We start from the raw sequence: 18,009 nt of genomic DNA, 5'->3' as shown, positions 1-18,009 counted from the left end.
GGGCGTCCGGGACTCAGCGGGCGACGAACTGGGTGAGTATGGCCTGCACTTCGTAGATGTCGACGCCCTTGGTGAAGGTCTTCTCCACCGGCGTGGCCGAGCCGGAGATCCAGATCTTCAGCTCCGCGTCCAGATCGAAGGTGCCGGCGGTCTCCACCGCGAAGTGCGTGATGCTGCGGTACGGGATGGAGTGGTACTCCACCTTCTTGCCCGTGATCCCCTGCTTGTCCACCAGGATCAGGCGGCGGTCGGTGAAGAGGATCGTGTCCCGTATCAGCAGATACGCCGCATGCACCTGCTCGCCCTGGCCGAGCAGCCGGGCGAACTCCTGGTGCGCCGAGGCGGGATCGATCGTGTGCGCGTTTCCGAACAGTGCCATTTCGGGCCCCCAGTTGACGAAAATGGTCGAAGGCGATCGATTTTCGCACAGCCGTCATCGCGGTGCCCGACCGCTCCTGCCCTGCCGGACGCGGGCCGCGCCGCACCTTCCTCACCGCAGCGTGACCGTGAAACTCTTCCCGTACGCGTGCCGGGTGCGGGCCTCCACCAGCGTGCCGCCCGGCACCCGCCGCACCCGCACCCCGGGATCGGCGACGACCGCATCCAGGCGCCGCCCGCGCAGCAGGACGGCCACCGAGTCCCGGCCCATCGTCGGGTCGGACAACGCCACTTGGGTGCCGCTCCGGTGACCGAGCCGCCGCACCAGAACCGAGGCAGCGCCGTCGATCTGCAGTCCCGCGGTGTCGTGGCGGTGGCGGGTGAAGGTGTTCGCCGCGGTGAGTCCGAGCCCGCGATGCGTCACGGCCTGCATCCGGGTGGTGTTCGCGAGCACCTTCAACGGGCCGGTGCGGCCGAGGGAGCGCAGCTGAGCCGATTTGGCGTTCGGCACCAACGCATAGGCGAGAGCGCCCGGTTCGGCACCGGCCGGGGACTCGAAGGAGATGTCGAGGACCTGCCGTGTCACCTCGGTGTCCGGATTCGCCGTGCGCACGACCCGCAGGCTGCGGGTGACTTCCTCCAGGCGCACGGTGACCTCCCCGGTCTCCAGGAACACATAGCCCACGGTCTCGCCCCTGGTGGTGTTCGCCCAGTGCAGCCAGCGCAGTTCACCCGTGCCGGGCCCGGTCCAGGTGCTTCCGTCGCGCAGCGCCCCGGTCACGGTCACCCGGTCGTCCGGCCCGGCGATCCGGGCGTCGGCCGTGGTCGTCACGGCCCGGCCGGCCCCGTCACCGACGCCCGCCGCAAGCACCACGATCTCGTCGTCGAACAGGAACCACGACTTCGTCGCCCTGGCGTTCCGGTACGTCACGAAGTCGTCGGGCAGCAACTCCCGTTCCTCGTACGCCACATCGTCCGACTGCACCAGGGACGCCGTGCCGTAGGCACCGAGCACCGCCCCGCCCGAGTGGCCGGCGGTGCCGCGCGGGAAGTACACATAGGTGTTCTGCGACTCGGACGACGGGGTGAAGTTCAGCGGGTGGTCCGGGTTGTCGTAGTACGGCTGCCCGTACAGCTCCGGGACGGTGCCGCGCCGCTCGACGGGGGCCGTGACGCCCGCGAGGCGGTACGGGGACACCGCGGTGTAGTAGTCGACACCGAACGCCTGCCGCTGGTCCTGCCCGGCCAGATACAGGTGGTGTGCACCATCACCCTGGAACCACGGCATCAGGTTCTCGCCGCTCATGTACTCGTACTTGCTGATCCGGTCCGAATTGCGGGCCAGCGCGAAGGCGTATCCGGGCCGCCGGTGCACGGTCCGGTCCATCGCGTTGAAGGCGACGCTGCGGGCCGCGGGGTTGAGGTCCTCGGCGGGAATCGAGGGGTCGCCCTCGATCTCGGCATGGCGGGCCACGCTGACCGGCGAGACGAACGTCGCCGGGTCGAATGCCGCCGCCCCGGCCGAACTCAGGTGCTTGGCATAGCTCTTGAGCCGGGCGGCCCGGTCCCCGGTCGCGAGGAACGCCAGGTCGACCACTGCCTCGGCGACGACCGCGACATCGGTGTACCCCGTGGCCGTACGAGACACCGCGCGCCCCTTGACCATCTCCATCATCCAGCCCTCGAAGATCAGCGGAGCGAACCCGTTCGCCACCCAGCCGTGCACGGTCGGCACCAGTTCCTCGCCGTGCGCGAAGCCCGAGCCCTCCAGGATCGTCAGCGTCTGCACCACGCGCGACAGCAGACCCTTGCCGTACGAGCCCGTGTACGCCACCGAGGCGTGCTGGATGAACGACCCGTCCGCGTAATGCCCGTCCGTCACGCCGTGCTGCAGGTGGTAGGGGTCGACGGTCACGAACACCGTCAACTGGTCGGTCAGCGCCTTCTGGATGCGCGCCTCGTCGCCGAGCAGCGCGCCCTGCAGGATCCGATTGGTGGTGATGTCGGCGAGGTTCGCGCCGGTGTGGAAGCGGGAGTCGAGGTCCACGTCACCGTCGACGCCGTTGCGCAGGTAGGCGTCCATCGAGTCGACGCTGGTGGCCGTCAAATCGGGCTGGTACTCGGCCACTTGACCGCGCAGTAGCAGCAAGGTGCGGGTCAGGTACTGGGAGATCCCGATCTCCCAGTTGAACCAGTTGCCGTAGTAACCGCCCGACTGGTCCCCGTAGTAGTGCTCGTGCAGCCACACCAGGCCGTCGATCACCCGTCGTTGCACCGCGGTGTCGTCGTACAGGTCCGACGGGGGAGCGCCGGGTGTGCGGGTGGCCAGAGCGATCTCGTACAGACGCAGGTAGGCCGTGTAGAGGTTGGCGTCGTCGGTGCCGAGCTCCAGGCCGGCGAACAGCTCGTCCGCCCCCGCCTCGTCCATGGACTTCAGGTTGGTCCGTGCCGCGGCCAGGATCGCCTCGAGCCTGGGAGCCACCTCGGTGCGGGAGTTGGAGGCGTCGGTACCCGCGAACAGGGCTTCGGTGTTGGCGAGGAGCCGGTCCTGCCCGGCCGCCGATTCGGCCGCACTCACCCGGCCCGTCGGAATCACCGCGAGCAGCCCGGCGGCCGAGAGCGCGGACAGCAGGGTTCTCCGGGCGATCTCCATGACGTCCTCCGCACGTGGGCATACCGGCGGCCGGAGTCAAGCAGACGGTCCCAGGCGCGACAAGGGTTCCGGCACGCACCGGAGCCCCGAGCGATCCTCGGGCCAGGACGCTTCGACGGTGGCTCCGGGATCACGACGCCCCGGCTGTCCGCACCCGCTCGTGCGGAATCACCATCGGGGTGCCCGTGCGCGGATCGGGCACGATGTCGCAGTCGAGCTGGAACACCTCGCAGACGAGCTCGGCCGTCAGTACGTCGTGCGGAGCGCCCTCGGCGACCACCTCGCCGTGATGCATCACCACGAGGTGGGAGGCGAACCGGGCCGCCTGGTTGAGGTCGTGCAGCACGGCCACGATCGTGCGTCCGTCCTGGTTGAGCTCCGCACAGAGTTCGAGCAGGTCGTACTGGTGCGAGATGTCCAGGAAGGTGGTCGGCTCGTCGAGCAGAACCACCTCCGTGTCCTGGGCGAGCACCATCGCGATCCAGGCGCGCTGCCGCTGGCCCCCGGACAGATCGCCCGCCTGCGACTCGGCGAGGTCCGTCATCCCGGCACGCTCGAGAGCCAGCGCGATCGCCCGGTCGTCGTCCGGTGACCACTGCCGCAGCAGGGTGTGGTGCGGATGCCGGCCGCGGCGCACCAGACCCTGCACCGTGATGCCCTCCGGGGCGATCGGGCTCTGCGGCAGCAGCGCCACCTGCCGGGCGAAGTCCCGTCCCCGCAGGGACCGTACGTCCTGGCCGTGCAGGGTGATCTGCCCGCCGGCCGGCTTCATCACCCGGCCGAAAGCCTTCAACAGGGTGGACTTTCCACACCCGTTGGGCCCCACGATCACGGTGAGCCCACCGTGCGGGATCTCCAGGCTGACGTCCTTGACCACCGGAGCGGCGTTCCCGTAGGCGAGTGTCACCCCGCGTGCCCCGAGTCCGGGCCCGGCCGCCGCCGATCCGTCCCGCTCATCCGCGTCCATGGTCACAAGCTTCCCCTTCTCCATTCACGCGTCAGCAGGTAGCCGAGGTAGAGGCCGCCGACGGCCATGGTGTAGATGCCGACGGGCAGATCGTCGAAGAACGGGAGCTGCTGCGCCGCGAGGTCGGCGAGGACGAGCAGCAGTGCCCCCATCAGGGCCGACAGGACCAGGCGCGGCCCCGCACCCCGGGTGATCCGCCGGGCGACCTGCGGTGCGATCAGCGCGACGAAGGCGATGGGTCCGGCCACGGTGACCGCTCCGGCCGCCAGCACGATGGACAGGACGACGGCCGCCGTCCTGGTGCGACCGGGGTCGCTGCCGAGCGACGCGGAGATCTCGTCGCCCATCTCGCCCACCGCCAGATGCCGGGACACCAGCGCGCACAAGGGCGCGGTGGCGAGCAGCACCACCCAGACCGTGGTCGCGTCCGACCAGGAGCGGGCGGCCAGGCTGCCGTTCAGGTAGGCGGTGAGTGAGGTCGCGGCGTCGCGCTCCACCACGTACACGACGTACTGGATGATCGCGGTGGCGATCGCGGCCACACCGATGCCGGCCACCACGAGGCGGCCGGGATTGCGGAAGCCGGTGCCCGTCGACACGTACACGAGCGCCATCGCGCCCACCGCACCGAGCACGGCGCCGATCCACACCGGTACGCCCGGCAGCAGCAGTGCGAAGGTGGCCGCGCCGGCCCCCGCGCCCGTGCTGAGGCCGATGATGTCGGGACTGCCCAACGGGTTGCGGGTCACCGTCTGGAACAGCGTGCCGGACAGGCCGAAGGCCGCACCGGTCGCGATCCCGGTGACCAGGCGCGGACCGCGCAGCCGGTCCAGTACGAAGGCGTCCTTGCCCTCGGCGGCACCGAACACCGCGCCCGGCAGATCCGTGAGCCCGATGCCGAGCCGTCCGAGCGTCAGCGTCGCCACCGAGGCCAGGACCAGCGCCGCCAGGGCCCCGAGGACCACGACGACGGAACTGCGCTGCACCGGCAGGGCGACCCGGGTGCCGATACGCAGATAGCCGCGGGGCGGACGGGGAGCACCGACGGGTGCCGGAGCCGCCTTGCGGAGATCGGTGGTCATGCGCTCCCCTTCATGCGGCGCACCGCGAGCAGCAGTGCCGGCGCCCCGACGAACGCCGTGACCACGCCGACCATCAGCTCCTGAGGCCTCAGCAGGATCCGTCCCAGCACGTCGGCGAACAGCAGCAACGACGGTCCGGTGAGAGCCGCGAGCAGCACCTGCATCCGGAAGTCGACACCGCCGATGGCGCGCACGATGTGCGGAACGGCCAGGCCCACAAAGGCGATCGGCCCCACCGCGGCGGTCGCCGCAGCGCTCAGCACGGTCGCCGTCAGCAGGCCGGTGCCGCGCACGACCGCCGGGTCGGTGCCGAGCGAGGTGGCCGACTCGTCGCCGAGCGCCAGGCTGTTCAGGGAGGGCGCGAGCACGACCGCGACGAGCAGCCCGACGATCGCGAACGGCAGAACCGGCCAGAACGCCGAGTAGTCACGCCCGCCGAACGCCCCCACCACCCAATAGCGGTAGCTGTCGAAGACCTGCGGCTTGGTCAGCGTCACGGCCTGCACGAACGCGGTCAGTACGGCAGTGAGTACGGCGCCCGCGAGGACGAGCCGCACCAGCGACGTACTGGACCCGGCAGAGCCCAGCAGATGTACGAACACACCGGCGAGCAACGCTCCCGGCAGCGCCCACCACATCGTCTCCGACTGCCCGGACGCACCGAGGAAGGCGGTGGCGGCGACGATACTCGCGGCGGCGCCGGCGTTGATGCCGAGCAGTCCGGGATCGGCCAGCGGATTGCGTGTCACTCCCTGCATCAGGGTGCCGGACACGGCCAGGCAGACTCCGGCGAGGACACCGAGCACGGTGCGCGGGTAGCGGCTCTCGACGACGGTCGTCAGGTACGCATCGCCGTTGCCGGAGAGCACGTCGAGGACATCGCCGAAGGAGTTGCTCATGTTGCCGAACATGACGCTGGAGAACAGCGCGAGCACGAGCAGCACCAGCGCCCCGCCCACACAGAGCACCGACCGGGCGGCACCGCTCCGCGAAGGAACCGCGCCGCCCGTACGGGACTTGACAGAAGTGCTCATGCGGGAAGGACCACGCCCTACTTGGTCTTCTCGATCGCCTTGTCGATCATCGGCAGATAGCGCTCGATGCTCCACGGCACGGTCAGCGGGTTGATCATCGAGGAGGCCGTGACGAACGGATTCTCGTCACCCGCGACGACAGCGCCCTTCTCGATCGCCGGGATCGCCTTGTAGAGCTTCTGGCCCTCGATCTGCTTCCGGGACTTCGCGTCGGAGTAGAACGTGAAGATCAGGTCGCTGTTCTTCAGCTTGTTGCCGTTCTCCAGGCCGATCAGCGCGGAGTCCGTGCCCTCGGTCTCCTTGAACGTGTCCACCACCGGGTCGGACTTGAGACCGAGCGAGGACACCATCTCGACCCGCTGCTCCTCCGACCGGAACACACCGAGCGTGCCGGGACCCGTGGTGTAGATGTACGAGAACGTGTGGTCCTTGTACCCGGGGCGCGACTTGGCCGCGGTGGCCAGCTGCTTGTGGATCTTGTCCTTGAGCTTCTTGCTGTCCCCGGGCTGACCGAGCGCCTTGGCGATGATGTCGATCTGCTGATCCCAGTTGGTGCTCCACGCCTTGTCCGGATAGGCGACCGTGGGAGCGATGTCCTTGAGGATGTCGTACTGCTTCTGTGTGACGCCCGACCACGGAGCGAGAATGACGTCCGGCTCGAGCTCCGTGATGGCCTCGATGTCGAGCTCCTCGCCGCCCTTGAACTGCTTGGGCAGCTTGTCGCCCTTCTTCTTCACTGCCTCGTGGACCCACGGCAGATAGCCGGTCTTGTCGCTGCCCCAGGGGTACTCCTCCATGCCCACCGGGGTGTGGCCGAGGGCGATGGCGGTCTCCGTGGAGCCCTGGCCGAGGGTGACGACCCGCTCCGGCTCTTCCGTGATCTCGGCGGTGCCGAGTGCGCTCTTGATGCTCACCGGGAAAGCGCCGTCGCCCTTGCCCGAATCGCCGCCGGCGGACGAACCCTCGTCGTCCGGGCCGCAGGCCCCGAGGACGAGGGTGAGCACCGCGGCGGACACAGCCGCCGCAAGAGCCCTGCGGCCCGGTCGAGTCGATATGAGCATCAGAGGTCCTCTTCGTTCGGTACAGGGAACGCCGGGGGGGCGTCTCGACGCGTGTACGCGGAGCCGCCCGGGCGGGCATCGCTGCGCGGAGCCGAGCTAGTAAGGAGACCCTAAGTTAAAGCGTTCAACAACATCAAGTCGGCCTCGCGAAGCGGTCCGGGGCCCGGGGAGGGCGGTGATCGCCAGGTCAGTGGCGCCCCGAGAGCGTGTCCGCGAAGTGGGCCAGGGGTGAGGTGCGGTCGCCCTCCGTGCGGTGCTCGACGGCGTCCGCGGAGCGGTAGAGGGCGTACGTCGCGTAGCTGCCGAGCCAGCGGAGCGGCTCCGGTTCCCAGGTGCGGGCGCGGCGCTGGGTCCAGGGCAGCCGGGTGTAGTGGGTGTCCCGGCCGGCCACCAGGTCCGCGAGGGAGTGGCCGGCGAGGTAGGCCGCCGTCACGCCCTGGCCGGCGTAGCCTCCCGCCTGCCCCATCCGCGTGGTCGAGTTGTAGGTGACCGACGGCGTCCAGTCCCGCGGCACCGCGAGCACGCCGCACCACGCATGAGCGATGGGCAGATCCACCCCGGGCCACAAGTCCGTGAGTACTGAATGAAGGTGATGGATCGTCAGGGAATCGAGCCGGCCGTTGTCGTCGATCCGTGAACCGAACCGGTAGGGGAGTCCCCGGCCGCCGATCGCGATCCGTCCGTCCGCGGTGCGCTGCGCGTAGAAATACGTGTGCTGGGCGCCCGAGAGTGTCTCGCAGGCGTCCCAGCCGATCGCGTCCCAACTCCGTTCGTGCAGCGGCTCGGTGACGATCATCGAGCTGTTCATGGGCAGCACCGCGCGCTTGAGGCGGGGCAGTGTCGGCGTGTAGCCCTCGGTGGCGCGCAGGACGTGGCGGGCGCGCACCGTGCCGTTCGGCGTGACGACCCGGCCGGGGGAGACGGCGGTGGCCGGCGAGCGTTCCACGATCCGCACCCCCGCCCGCTCGGCCACGTCCGCCAGACCGAGCACCAGCTTCGCCGGATCGATACGAGCACAGTGCGGGCTCTGCGCCGCACCGAGCACGCCCTCGACATGGATGCGCTCGTACGTCTCCTCGGCCGACAGGAGCCGGACGTCCTTCTCGGACAGGCCGAGCGCGTGGTCCGCCTCCACCGAGGCCCGCATCCGGGCGAGTTCGGACGGCGTACGGGCGATCTGGAGATAGCCGCTGTGCACCGCGTCGATGTCCACGCCATGGCGTGCCATGAGCCCGATCACCTCGTCGATCGCCTCCGACGCGGCACGGCGCAGGTCCGCCACGGCCCGCCGGCCGCCCGGACCCTTCGCCAACTGCCGGGGCAGGCCGATCATCTTGCCGGACAGCCAGCCGCCGTTACGACCCGAAGCCCCGTACCCGACGTGCTCGGCCTCCACCACCACGACCGAGGCGTCGGGCAGTGCGCGGGTGAGCCAGTACGCGGTCCACAGTCCGGTGTACCCGGCGCCGATGACGCACACGTCGGCGACCGTGTCGCCGTCGAGCGCGGGCCGCTCGCGCCGCGCGGACTGCCGCATCCAGTGGGAGGTCTCACCGTTGATCATCTCGAACTGTCCTGTTCTCGCGGGGGATTGCGTCAATGCTGCGGCTGCACGCGTACGGGCACTGGGAACATGGTGCAGGTACGACGTCGCTGTCTGGAGGCTGGTCTTCGATGAAGAGTTCCCCGTTCGGTCCCTGGCGCGCAGCCGCGGGCGTTGCCGCCGTCGCCACCGCGGCGGTCCTCGTGCGGCGTGACTACGCCCGCTGGCAGGCGCTGGGTGAAGGGGGCATCCCCTGGGGTCCCCGCGGTTGGCTCACGGTGACGGGGCTCCGCCTGCGGGCCGGGGACCCGCTCGACGTGTCGGGCCTGCCGGACGACGGACCGCATCCGGACCTCGGGGACTTGCCGCACCGCGGCGCCCGCCCCCGTATCGCCCCGCACCCGGTCCCGCACCGGCAGCTCGACCAAGACGCACCCGGCGACATGCTCGACCGCCTCCAGGAGGTGTTCGACGAGGAACTCCGCTACCGCAAGGGCGAGTTGGAGGAGCGTCAGAGTCAGTTCGAGCGGCACAACCCGGCGTTCTTCGCTGCTGCCGCGGTGCTCCGCGGCGACTCGGTGACCGGCGAGGTGGCGCACTTCCACCGGCCTCAGGGTTCGCTCCACCTCCACCTCCATCCCGCGGACGTCCGTCCGGTCGTCGAACGCGGCTGGGGCGAACTCCACCCCCTGGCAGGCCGGTTGGCGAACCTGCCCGCGAGCTACACGCTGCTGTACGCGCCGCGCGACCCGACCGAACTCGACACCGTCGCTACGATCCTGCGCGTCACCCTGGACCGGGCGACCGGCCGCACGGACTGAGGGACCGCACGCACGACCGCCCCGACCGGCGCGCTGCCGGTCGGGGCGGTACGGGAGCGCTGTCCCCGAGTGGTTCAGGACAGCGAGGCGATGGCCTTGTTGAAGGTGGCCGAAGGGCGCATCACCTCGGCGGCCTTGGCCGGCGACGGCTGGTAGTAGCCACCGATGTCGGCCGGGGAGCCCTGGACGGCGATCAGTTCGTCGACGATCGTCTGCTCCTGCTCGGTCAGCGTCTTGGCGAGCGCTGCGAACGCCTCCGCGAGCTGGGCGTCATCGGTCTGCTTGGCCAGCTCCTGCGCCCAGTACAGGGCGAGGTAGAAGTGGCTGCCGCGGTTGTCGATACCGCCCACGCGACGGCTCGGCGACTTGTCCTCGTTGAGGAACGTGGCCGTGGCGCGGTCCAGGGTGTCCGCGAGCACCTGAGCGCGCGCGTTGTCCGTGGTCTGGGCGAGGTGCTCGAAGCTCACGGCCAGGGCGAGGAACTCACCCAGGCTGTCCCAGCGCAGGTAGTTCTCCTTGACGAGCTGCTGCACGTGCTTCGGGGCGGAGCCGCCGGCGCCGGTCTCGAAGAGGCCGCCGCCGTTCATCAGCGGCACGACCGAGAGCATCTTCGCGCTGGTGCCCAGCTCGAGGATCGGGAACAGGTCGGTCAGGTAGTCACGCAGCACGTTGCCGGTCACCGAGATGGTGTCCTCGCCGCGGCGGATCCGCTCCAGCGAGAAGGCCGTGGCGTCCACGGGCGAGAGGATCTCGATCTGCAGACCGTCGGTGTCATGCTCGGCCAGGTAGCCGCGGACCTTCTCGATGAGCACCGCGTCGTGCGCGCGGGTCTCGTCCAGCCAGAACACGGCCGGGGTGCCGGTCGCGCGGGCACGGGTGACGGCGAGCTTCACCCAGTCCTTGATCGGCTCGTCCTTGGTCTGGCACATACGGAAGATGTCGCCGGCGCTGACGGTCTGCTCGAGGACCGCCTCGCCGCTGCCGTCGACGACCCGCACGGTGCCGGTCGACTGGACCTCGAAGGTCTTGTCGTGGCTGCCGTACTCCTCGGCCTTCTGTGCCATCAGACCGACGTTCGGCACCGAGCCCATGGTGGACGGGTCGAAGGCGCCGTTGGCCCGGCAGTCGTCGATGACGACCTGGTAGATGCCCGCGTAGCTGCTGTCGGGCAGCACCGCGATGGTGTCCGCCTCCTCGCCGCGGGTGTCCCACATGTGGCCGGAGGTGCGGATCATGGCCGGCATCGAGGCGTCGACGATGACGTCGCTCGGCACGTGCAGGTTGCTGATGCCGCGGTCGGAGTCGACCATCGCGAGCTCGGGGCCCTCGGCGATCTCGCTCTCGAAGGAGGCGCTGATCTCGGCGGCCTGCGGCAGCGAGTCGATGCCCTTGAGGATGCCGCCCAGACCGTCGTTCGGGCTGAGACCGGCGCCGGCCAGGACGTCACCGTAGGCGGCGAAGGTCTTCGGGAAGAAGGCGCGCACCACGTGACCGAAGATGATCGGGTCGGAGACCTTCATCATCGTGGCCTTGAGGTGGACGGAGAACAGCACACCCTCGGCCTTGGCGCGGGCGACCTGCTCCTTGAGGAACTCGCGCAGCGCGCCGACGCGCATCACGGAGGCGTCGACCACCTCGTTCGCGAGGACCGGTACCGACTCGCGCAGCACCGTGGTGTTGCCGTCGTCACCGACGAGCTCGATGCGCAGCGAACCGGCCTCGGCGATGACCGCGGACTTCTCGGTGGAGCGGAAGTCGTCGCCGCTCATGTGGGCGACAGCGGTCTTGGAGTCGGCCGACCAGGCGCCCATGCGGTGCGGGTGCGTCTTGGCGTAGTTCTTGACCGACGCGGGTGCACGGCGATCGGAGTTGCCCTCGCGCAGGACCGGGTTCACGGCGCTGCCCTTGACCTTGTCGTAGCGCGCGCGGACGTCCTTGTCCTGGTCCGTCTGCGGGTCGTCCGGGTAGTCCGGCAGCGCGTAGCCCTGCTCCTGCAGCTCGGCGACGGCGGCCTTGAGCTGGGGGATGGAGGCCGAGACGTTGGGCAGCTTGATGATGTTCGCGCCGGGAGTCTTCGCCAGCTCGCCGAGCTCGGCGAGCGCGTCCGCGATGCGCTGGTTCTCCTCGAGGTACTCGGGGAAGCTCGCGATGATCCGTCCCGCGAGGGAGATGTCACGGCTCTCCACGCCCACCCCGGCCGTCGAGGCGTAGGCCTCGACCACCGGCAGGAACGAGTACGTCGCCAGGGCAGGGGCCTCGTCGGTGTGCGTATAGATGATGGTCGAGTCAGTCACCGGGTGCTCCGCTCCACGTCTGCAACATTGCTTGACATCAAGATATCCCGACAGGGGGCCCCGATCGACAAGGGCCCCGGTCCGGGATCCGGCCGGCCGGGACGCGACGGGATCCGCGGGCCGCCGTCAGCCGACGGACGGCGCCGTCCGCACCAGCCAGTCGTACGCCGCCCGCGCCGTGAACTCCTTCTGCCCGCCGGGAAACAGCAGGTCCGCGGCCGCGAAGGCGGCAGCGTCCGCGGTCTCGGGTACGTACGGGACGGCGATGCAGCGCATTCCGGCGGCGCGGGCCGCCGCGGCACCCGGCGCCGCGTCCTCGACGACCACGCACTTCGCGGCGGCGACACCGAGCCGCCGCGCGGCCTCGAGGAACACGTCCGGCTCCGGCTTCCCGCGCTCGACCTCCTCGGCCGAGACCAGGACGGTCAGGTGCGCGTCGAGTCCGGTGCCCTGCAGGATCGCCTCGATGGCCGCGCGCGAGGACCCGGACGCGACGGCCATCGGCACGCCGCGGCTGTGCAACTCCGCCACGAACTCCCGCATCTGCGGGAAGACGCGGGTGCCTGCCCGGGCCAGTTCCAGGTAGTAGGAGTTCTTCTCGGTGAGGAGTTCATCGGTCGTCGCGTCGAGGTCGTACTTGGTCCGCCAGATCGCGACCGTCTCGGCGGTGGAGATGCCCACGTACCGCTCGTGGTCGGCCCAGTCGAAATCGGTCACGCCGTGCCGGGCGAGCAGTCGGCGGCCCGCCTCGAAGTAGTTCGGCTCGCTGTCGACGAGGGTGCCGTCGAGGTCGAAGACGACGGCGGTACCGGCCGGACCGGAGGTGCGGGATGTCTGGCTGCTCATGCCCTCAAGCATGCCAAGGGCCGGCCGGACCGGCGCCGCGGGCGGCTCAGGACGAGCCACCCGGCGCACGGGCGAGGGACGCCACCAGCGGGAGCAGCCGGTGCGGCACCCGCTCGCGCAGCGCCACCTCGGAGCGGGTGCGGACCACGCCCGGCAACTGGATGAGCTGCTGGATGACGTCCTCGAGGTGGCCGTTGTCCCGGGCCACGACCCGAGTGAGCAGATCGCCGCCACCGGTGATCGAGAAGGCCTCGATGATCTCCGGCACCTGGGCGAGCGCGTCACCGACGTCGTCGAGATGCCCCTGGGTGACCTCGATGTGGACGAACGCCAGCACGGGGTGCCCCAGCGCTCCGGGCGACAGCGCAGGACCGGTCCCGGTGATCACACCGTCCCGCTCCATCCGGTCGATACGGGCCTGGAGCGTGCCGCGGGCGATGCCGAGGATGCGGGCGTACTCCCGCACGCTGGTGCGCGGCTGCTCGATCAGCAGCCGCAGGATCCGGGTGTCGAGCTCGTCGACGGCCATGCTGCGCGCGCCTTCCGTGGGACGGCCGTGCCGGGAGTGGTGGGGCCATCGGTACGACCTCCGCACCTCACCTGCACCGAGTAGCACTGGACGGAGCGATGATAGACAGCCGATGGCCCAGTGGCGACCGGTCCCCGGGGCGGGACACCGAGGTGCCCCGCCCCCTGCCTCGGCTCAGGACCCGGTCGTCCCGATCTCCGCACGGACGGTGCGGGCGGCCGCGACCAGGTTCTCCAGGGACGCGCGCGTCTCGGGCCAGCCGCGGGTCTTCAGGCCGCAGTCCGGATTGACCCACAGGCGTTCGGCCGGGATGGCCTCAAGTCCGGTACGCAGCAAGGCGGCTGCCTCGGCCGCATCCGGGACCCGCGGGGAGTGGATGTCGTACACCCCGGGCCCTGCCTCCCGCGGATAGCCGTGCTCCGCCAGCTCGTGGGCCACCTGCATGTGCGAGCGGGCCGCCTCGAGGCTGATCACGTCGGCGTCGAGATCGTCGATGGCCTGGACGATGTCGCCGAACTCGGCGTAGCACATGTGGGTGTGGATCTGGGTGTCCGGACGTACGCCACTGGTGGTGAGGCGGAACGCCTCGGTCGCCCACGCCAGGTAGCCGGGACGGTCGGCGGCGCGCAGCGGGAGGGTCTCGCGCAGCGCCGGCTCGTCGACCTGGATCACGGAGGTGCCGTTCGTCTCCAGGTCGACGACCTCGTCACGCAGAGCCAGTGCGACGTGCCGCGCGGTGTCCCCGAGCGGCTGGTCGTCCCGCACGAACGACCAGGCGAGCATCGTGACCGGACCGGTCAGCATCCCCTTGACCGGCCGGTCGGACAGCGACTGGGCGTACGTGGTCCAGCGCACCGTCATCGGCTCGGGCCGCGAGATGTCACCGGCGAGGACCGGCGGGCGGACATAACGCGTGCCGTACGACTGGACCCAGCCGTGCTGGGTGGCCAGATAGCCGGTGAGTTGCTCGGCGAAGTACTGGACCATGTCGTTGCGTTCGGGCTCGCCGTGCACGAGCACATCGAGGCCGGTCTTCTCCTGGAAGGAGACGACCTCACGGATCTCGTTCCTGATGCGCTCCTCGTAGCCCTCGGTGTCGATACGTCCCGCGCGCAGGTCGGCACGGGCGGTGCGCAGTTCGGTGGTCTGCGGGAACGAGCCGATGGTGGTCGTCGGAAGGAGCGGCAGGCCCAGGTGAGCGCGCTGCGCGGCGGTGCGCTCCGGGTACGGCTGGGAGCGGCGCGCATCCGCGTCGGTGACGGCGGACGCACGGGCACGTACGGCCGGGTCGCGGGTGATCGGGGACGCGGCGCGCGAGGCCAGGTCGGCCTTGTTGGCGGCGAGTTCCGCCGTGATGGCGTCCGTGCCCTGGGTGAGCCCCTTGGCCAGCGTCGCCACCTCGGCCGTTTTCTGCCGGGCGAAGGCGAGCCAGCGCACGATCCCCGGATCGATGTCCCGCTCCAGGGAAGCGTCCAGCGGTACGTGGAGCAGGGAGCAGGACGCGGCGACGTCCACGCGGTCGGCGAGACCGAGCAGGGTGCCGAGCGTGGCGAGCGATTTCGCCAGATCGTTGATCCAGATGTTGCGGCCGTTGACCACACCGGCGACCAGACGCTTGCCCGGCAGCCCGCCCACGGTCGCCAGCGCGTCGAGGTTCTCGGCGGCGGCCCCGGTGAAGTCCAGGGCCAGGCCGTCGACCGGTGCCTTGGCCAGCACGGGCAGCGCGTCACCGAGCCGGTCGAAGTACGACGCGACCAGGAGCTTGGGGCGGTCGGTGAGGCCGCCGAGGTCCCGGTAGGCGCGGGCGGCCGCGTTGAGCTCCGCCGGGGTGCGGTCCTGCACGAGGGCCGGCTCGTCGAGCTGCACCCACTCGGCACCGGCTGCCCGCAGATCGGCCAGCACCTCCGCGTACACCGGGAGGAGCCGGTCGAGCAGCGTCAGCGGGTCGAAGTCGGCCGAGACGCCCGGCGCGGGCTTGGCGAGCAGCAGATACGTGACCGGGCCGACCAGCACCGGCCGCGGGGTCAGGCCGAGGGCCAGGGCCTCCCCGAGCTCCGCGACCTGCCGGGTGGAGTCGGCCGTGAACACCGTGTCCGGTCCCAACTCGGGTACCAGGTAGTGGTAGTTGGTGTCGAACCACTTGGTCATCTCGAGCGGCGCGACGTCCCGTGTCCCGCGGGCCATGGCGAAGTAGCCGTCCAGGGTGCCGGCGTCGAACGCCGCGCGGTGGCGTCCGGGGATCGCACCGACCATCACGCTGGTGTCCAGGACGTGGTCGTAGTACGAGAAGTCGCCGGTGGGAACCTCGGTGATGCCGGCGTCGGCGAGGTCCTGCCAGTTCGTACGGCGCAGTTCTGCGGCAGTGGCGCGGAGCGCGTCGGCGGTGACGCGGCCCTTCCAGTAGCCCTCGATCGCCTTCTTCAGCTCACGCTGCTGTCCCTGACGGGGGTAGCCGTACACGGTGGCCCGTGCTGCCGCGGCTGCGGTCTTGGTGGTCACGGAGTTCTCCTTCGAGAGACGTATCCCTGAGATCCCGGAGACCGGCGCGGCCAGATGAGGAGTGACACACCCGCGGTTCGACCTCGCGCGGCATCAGCGCGGCCGTTCGCCTGGTGTGTACGCCGACCTGCCCTCGAGGTCACCGAGATGTCCGTGCGCGCGGTGTACGCGCCCGGGCAGGTGGCAGGTCTTCGGACTTGTGGGCGCGCCTCGTATGGGACAAGGCTCCTACTGACCGTCGCTTCCCAGGCCCGTTCCTCGGGCCCAGTGCGTGGTGACGGCGGTCGTTCCCACTCACCGCTGCGGGGCAGTCCCGGATTCCCACCGGGTTCCCTCTTGCGACGCCTCCCGCCTGGCGGACGGGCGCGAACCAGCTGCGTGCGCCACCCTACGGGGCCCCGGTCGACGGCGGCCAGTGCATCCGGAATCCGGACGGTGCGATGCGGCGGGCGGCTTCAACGCCTCACCGCGTCCGCGCCGTTGAGGCCGAATCCGGGGGCTGAGCCGCTCCGATGGTCCGTTGGCCCGCCGGCGGCTTTCCGGCCAGGGGCCGAGCTGGGCCAATGGCCCAGGGGTTTCGGCGAGTGTTGAACCAGCAGCCGTACGGATGCTCTGATGTACGCGTCGATGGCGCTGCGGATCCCTGGGGATCTCCGCGGCGCCTTTCTCATGTCGGACGAACGCGGCGGGTGTGCCGCGGCGCACCGGGTGCGCGGAAGGGGCGGGGCAACTTGCTGAGAAGGGCGTTCGTGGCACCGGACCCCGGACGGGTGCGGCTGCGGTTCGCGAGCCGCGCCGTGCTCGGGATCGGGCTCGCCGTGGTGGTCTGCGGTCTCGCCGGTCATTCGCTGGTGGCCGCCATCACCGGCGGTCTGGCCGCGCTGCTCGCCCTGTTCACGGTGACCGATCCCACCGTGCGCGGGCAGGCGGTGACGACGGCCCTGCTGCCGGCCGTCGGCCTTCCGGTGCTCGCGCTCGCCGCCGTGCTGCACGATGCGCCGGCCGCCAGGGACCTGGCGTTCCTGGCGGTCATGGGGGCCGGGGTGTACGCGCGGCGGTGGGGACCGCGCGGCCACTCGCTCGGGGTGTTCGCCTTCATGACCTTCTTCGCGGCACAGTTCCTGCACACCGTGCCCGGCCAGCTCCCCGAGCTCTACGCCGCTGTACTGCTCTCCCTCGTCGCCTCCTCCACCGTGCGCTTCGGCCTGTGGTGCTACGAGCGGCGGATCGCCGGCCCCGTCGCCGTCGCGCCGCCGACAGGCGGGACGAGGCTCGCGCGGATCACCTCACGGCAGGCCGTCCAGGCGACCCTGGGCGGCGCCTTCGCGCTGGCCATCGGCCAGTTGCTGTCCGGCGAACGCTGGTACTGGGCCGTCGGCGCGACCTGGTGGGTGTTCGTGAACACGACCTCGCGCGGCGAGACCCTCGTGCGCGGATTCCGCCGGTTCCTCGGCACCGTGCTCGGGATCGGCCTCGGTTTCCTGGTCGCCATTCCGCTGCACCACCAGCCGGCGGTGGCCGCCGTGGTCGTCGCGGCCGGCATCTTCGGGATCTTCTACACCGCCGCCGTCTCGTACACCTGGATGATGCTGGCCGTGACCGTGATGGCGAGCATGCTCTACGGGCTGCTCGGCGTGCTCGACCCGGCCCTGCTGGTCCTGCGGGTGAGCGAGACGGCAGTGGGAGCGCTGGGCGCCGTGCTCGCGGTGCTGCTCGTCCTGCCGGTGACCACGCACTCGGTGACCGATGCCTGGGTGGAGCGGGCGCTGCGCTGTGTGCGGGCCTGCACCGCGGAGGCGGCGGCGCGGCTCGGCGGGGACGCGGAAGCGGATCCGGCGCCTCGAGTCGCGGAACTGGAGTCGCTGCTCGGTCGCGTACGTCTTTCCCTCGCGCCGCTGGTGCATCCGTTCAGCCCGATGAAGGCCCGCAAGGGCCGGGCCCGCCAAGTGCTCGCGCTGCTCGACGACTGCGCCCGGGAGGTGGGCGGCCTCGCCTCCGTCGCCGCCGACCCGGAGGCCTCGCACGACGCCCGCCTCGCGGCCGCGTGCTGGCGCGTCGAGGCCGCGGTCGAGGCACTCACCGACGCGCCTGCCGTCGGAGCGGACCGTCGGCCCGAGGAGGCGACGGCCTCGGATGCCGCGGCCGCGGAGCCCGTACTCGTTCACCTCCACGCGCTGGAGCGCGCCCTGCTCGAACTCGCCGTCCCGCTGCGGAGATCCGACCGGCTGCCGATCGGGGTCTGAGGTACGCCCGAGGGCCCTCCTCCGCCGCTTTGGTCTAGACCGGCTGCTAACGTCGGGTC

At 70.7% G+C, this 18,009-nt stretch carries 13 protein-coding genes and 1 riboswitch; of the genes, 2 read left to right on the top strand and 11 right to left on the bottom strand.

Features of this window, described 5'->3' with window-relative positions; genetic code table 11:
* Positions 1 to 13 precede the first annotated feature (13 nt).
* From DSC45_RS31370 to DSC45_RS31340, 7 genes are all read right to left on the bottom strand, one after another.
* Positions 14 to 379 carry a PH domain-containing protein gene (locus tag DSC45_RS31370; protein ID WP_119295394.1) on the bottom strand — a complete coding sequence of 122 codons (366 nt, stop codon included), beginning with the start codon at positions 377 to 379 and terminating at the stop codon, positions 14 to 16.
* Between the two features lie 111 nt (positions 380 to 490).
* Positions 491 to 3,031 carry a polysaccharide lyase family 8 super-sandwich domain-containing protein gene (locus DSC45_RS31365; protein ID WP_119295393.1) on the bottom strand — a complete coding sequence of 847 codons (2,541 nt, stop codon included), beginning with the start codon at positions 3,029 to 3,031 and terminating at the stop codon, positions 491 to 493.
* Between the two features lie 130 nt (positions 3,032 to 3,161).
* Entirely contained in the window at positions 3,162 to 3,998 is an 837-nt protein-coding gene (locus DSC45_RS31360) for an ABC transporter ATP-binding protein (RefSeq protein WP_162929399.1), read from the bottom strand.
* A gap of 2 nt (positions 3,999 to 4,000) precedes the next feature.
* Positions 4,001 to 5,080, bottom strand: coding sequence for a FecCD family ABC transporter permease (locus tag DSC45_RS31355; RefSeq protein ID WP_119295391.1), 1,080 nt, complete (start codon positions 5,078 to 5,080; stop codon positions 4,001 to 4,003).
* Entirely contained in the window at positions 5,077 to 6,114 is a 1,038-nt protein-coding gene (locus DSC45_RS31350; protein ID WP_119295390.1) for a FecCD family ABC transporter permease, read from the bottom strand. The genes DSC45_RS31355 and DSC45_RS31350 overlap by 4 nt, the downstream gene beginning before the upstream one ends.
* A 17-nt stretch (positions 6,115 to 6,131) precedes the next feature.
* Positions 6,132 to 7,175 carry an iron-siderophore ABC transporter substrate-binding protein gene (locus tag DSC45_RS31345; protein ID WP_119295389.1) on the bottom strand — a complete coding sequence of 348 codons (1,044 nt, stop codon included), beginning with the start codon at positions 7,173 to 7,175 and terminating at the stop codon, positions 6,132 to 6,134.
* A gap of 187 nt (positions 7,176 to 7,362) precedes the next feature.
* A complete protein-coding gene (locus DSC45_RS31340; RefSeq protein WP_119295388.1) occupies positions 7,363 to 8,739 on the bottom strand; it encodes an NAD(P)/FAD-dependent oxidoreductase in 1,377 nt (458 codons plus the stop codon).
* 110 nt (positions 8,740 to 8,849) lie between these two features.
* Between DSC45_RS31340 and DSC45_RS31335 the strand changes: the two genes are divergently transcribed.
* Positions 8,850 to 9,539, top strand: a complete 690-nt coding sequence (locus tag DSC45_RS31335) for a luciferase domain-containing protein (RefSeq protein WP_119295387.1) — start codon at positions 8,850 to 8,852, stop codon at positions 9,537 to 9,539.
* Between the two features lie 74 nt (positions 9,540 to 9,613).
* Here the strand turns inward: DSC45_RS31335 and DSC45_RS31330 are convergent, their stop codons facing one another.
* The 4 genes from DSC45_RS31330 to metE form a co-directional block, all read right to left on the bottom strand.
* Positions 9,614 to 11,833, bottom strand: a complete 2,220-nt coding sequence (locus DSC45_RS31330) for an NADP-dependent isocitrate dehydrogenase (RefSeq protein WP_119295386.1) — start codon at positions 11,831 to 11,833, stop codon at positions 9,614 to 9,616.
* A 126-nt stretch (positions 11,834 to 11,959) separates the two neighbouring features.
* Positions 11,960 to 12,679: an HAD family hydrolase gene (locus DSC45_RS31325; protein WP_119295385.1), complete on the bottom strand. Its 720-nt coding sequence runs from the start codon at positions 12,677 to 12,679 to the stop codon at positions 11,960 to 11,962.
* Between the two features lie 46 nt (positions 12,680 to 12,725).
* Complete coding sequence (locus DSC45_RS31320) at positions 12,726 to 13,208, bottom strand: Lrp/AsnC family transcriptional regulator (RefSeq protein WP_119295384.1); 483 nt, start codon at positions 13,206 to 13,208, stop codon at positions 12,726 to 12,728.
* A 174-nt stretch (positions 13,209 to 13,382) separates the two neighbouring features.
* Positions 13,383 to 15,707, bottom strand: a complete 2,325-nt coding sequence (metE, locus tag DSC45_RS31315; protein ID WP_119295383.1) for a 5-methyltetrahydropteroyltriglutamate--homocysteine S-methyltransferase — start codon at positions 15,705 to 15,707, stop codon at positions 13,383 to 13,385.
* A 185-nt stretch (positions 15,708 to 15,892) separates the two neighbouring features.
* Positions 15,893 to 16,045: riboswitch (cobalamin riboswitch) on the bottom strand.
* 393 nt (positions 16,046 to 16,438) lie between these two features.
* On the opposite strand from metE, the gene DSC45_RS31310 reads away from it, so the two are divergent.
* Positions 16,439 to 17,950 (top strand): FUSC family protein, encoded by a 1,512-nt coding sequence (locus tag DSC45_RS31310; RefSeq protein WP_119295457.1) that lies wholly within the window; start codon positions 16,439 to 16,441, stop codon positions 17,948 to 17,950.
* The last annotated feature ends 59 nt before the right edge of the window (positions 17,951 to 18,009 follow it).

The sequence above is a fragment of the Streptomyces sp. YIM 130001 genome (genome assembly GCF_003574445.1).
GTDB lineage: Bacteria > Actinomycetota > Actinomycetes > Streptomycetales > Streptomycetaceae > Streptomyces.
This window is presented reverse-complemented; position numbering and strand designations above follow the sequence as displayed.

Excerpts from the sequence above, each read along its gene's own strand:
- DSC45_RS31370 (WP_119295394.1), bottom strand. The coding sequence starts at position 379 with ATGGCACTGTTCGGAAACGCGCACACGATCGATCCCGCCTCGGCGCAC.
- DSC45_RS31365 (WP_119295393.1), bottom strand. The coding sequence starts at position 3,031 with ATGGAGATCGCCCGGAGAACCCTGCTGTCCGCGCTCTCGGCCGCCGGG.
- DSC45_RS31360 (WP_162929399.1), bottom strand. The coding sequence starts at position 3,998 with ATGGACGCGGATGAGCGGGACGGATCGGCGGCGGCCGGGCCCGGACTC.
- DSC45_RS31355 (WP_119295391.1), bottom strand. The coding sequence starts at position 5,080 with ATGACCACCGATCTCCGCAAGGCGGCTCCGGCACCCGTCGGTGCTCCC.
- DSC45_RS31350 (WP_119295390.1), bottom strand. The coding sequence starts at position 6,114 with ATGAGCACTTCTGTCAAGTCCCGTACGGGCGGCGCGGTTCCTTCGCGG.
- DSC45_RS31345 (WP_119295389.1), bottom strand. The coding sequence starts at position 7,175 with ATGCTCATATCGACTCGACCGGGCCGCAGGGCTCTTGCGGCGGCTGTG.
- DSC45_RS31340 (WP_119295388.1), bottom strand. The coding sequence starts at position 8,739 with ATGATCAACGGTGAGACCTCCCACTGGATGCGGCAGTCCGCGCGGCGC.
- DSC45_RS31335 (WP_119295387.1), top strand. The coding sequence starts at position 8,850 with ATGAAGAGTTCCCCGTTCGGTCCCTGGCGCGCAGCCGCGGGCGTTGCC.
- DSC45_RS31325 (WP_119295385.1), bottom strand. The coding sequence starts at position 12,679 with ATGAGCAGCCAGACATCCCGCACCTCCGGTCCGGCCGGTACCGCCGTC.
- DSC45_RS31320 (WP_119295384.1), bottom strand. The coding sequence starts at position 13,208 with ATGGCCGTCGACGAGCTCGACACCCGGATCCTGCGGCTGCTGATCGAG.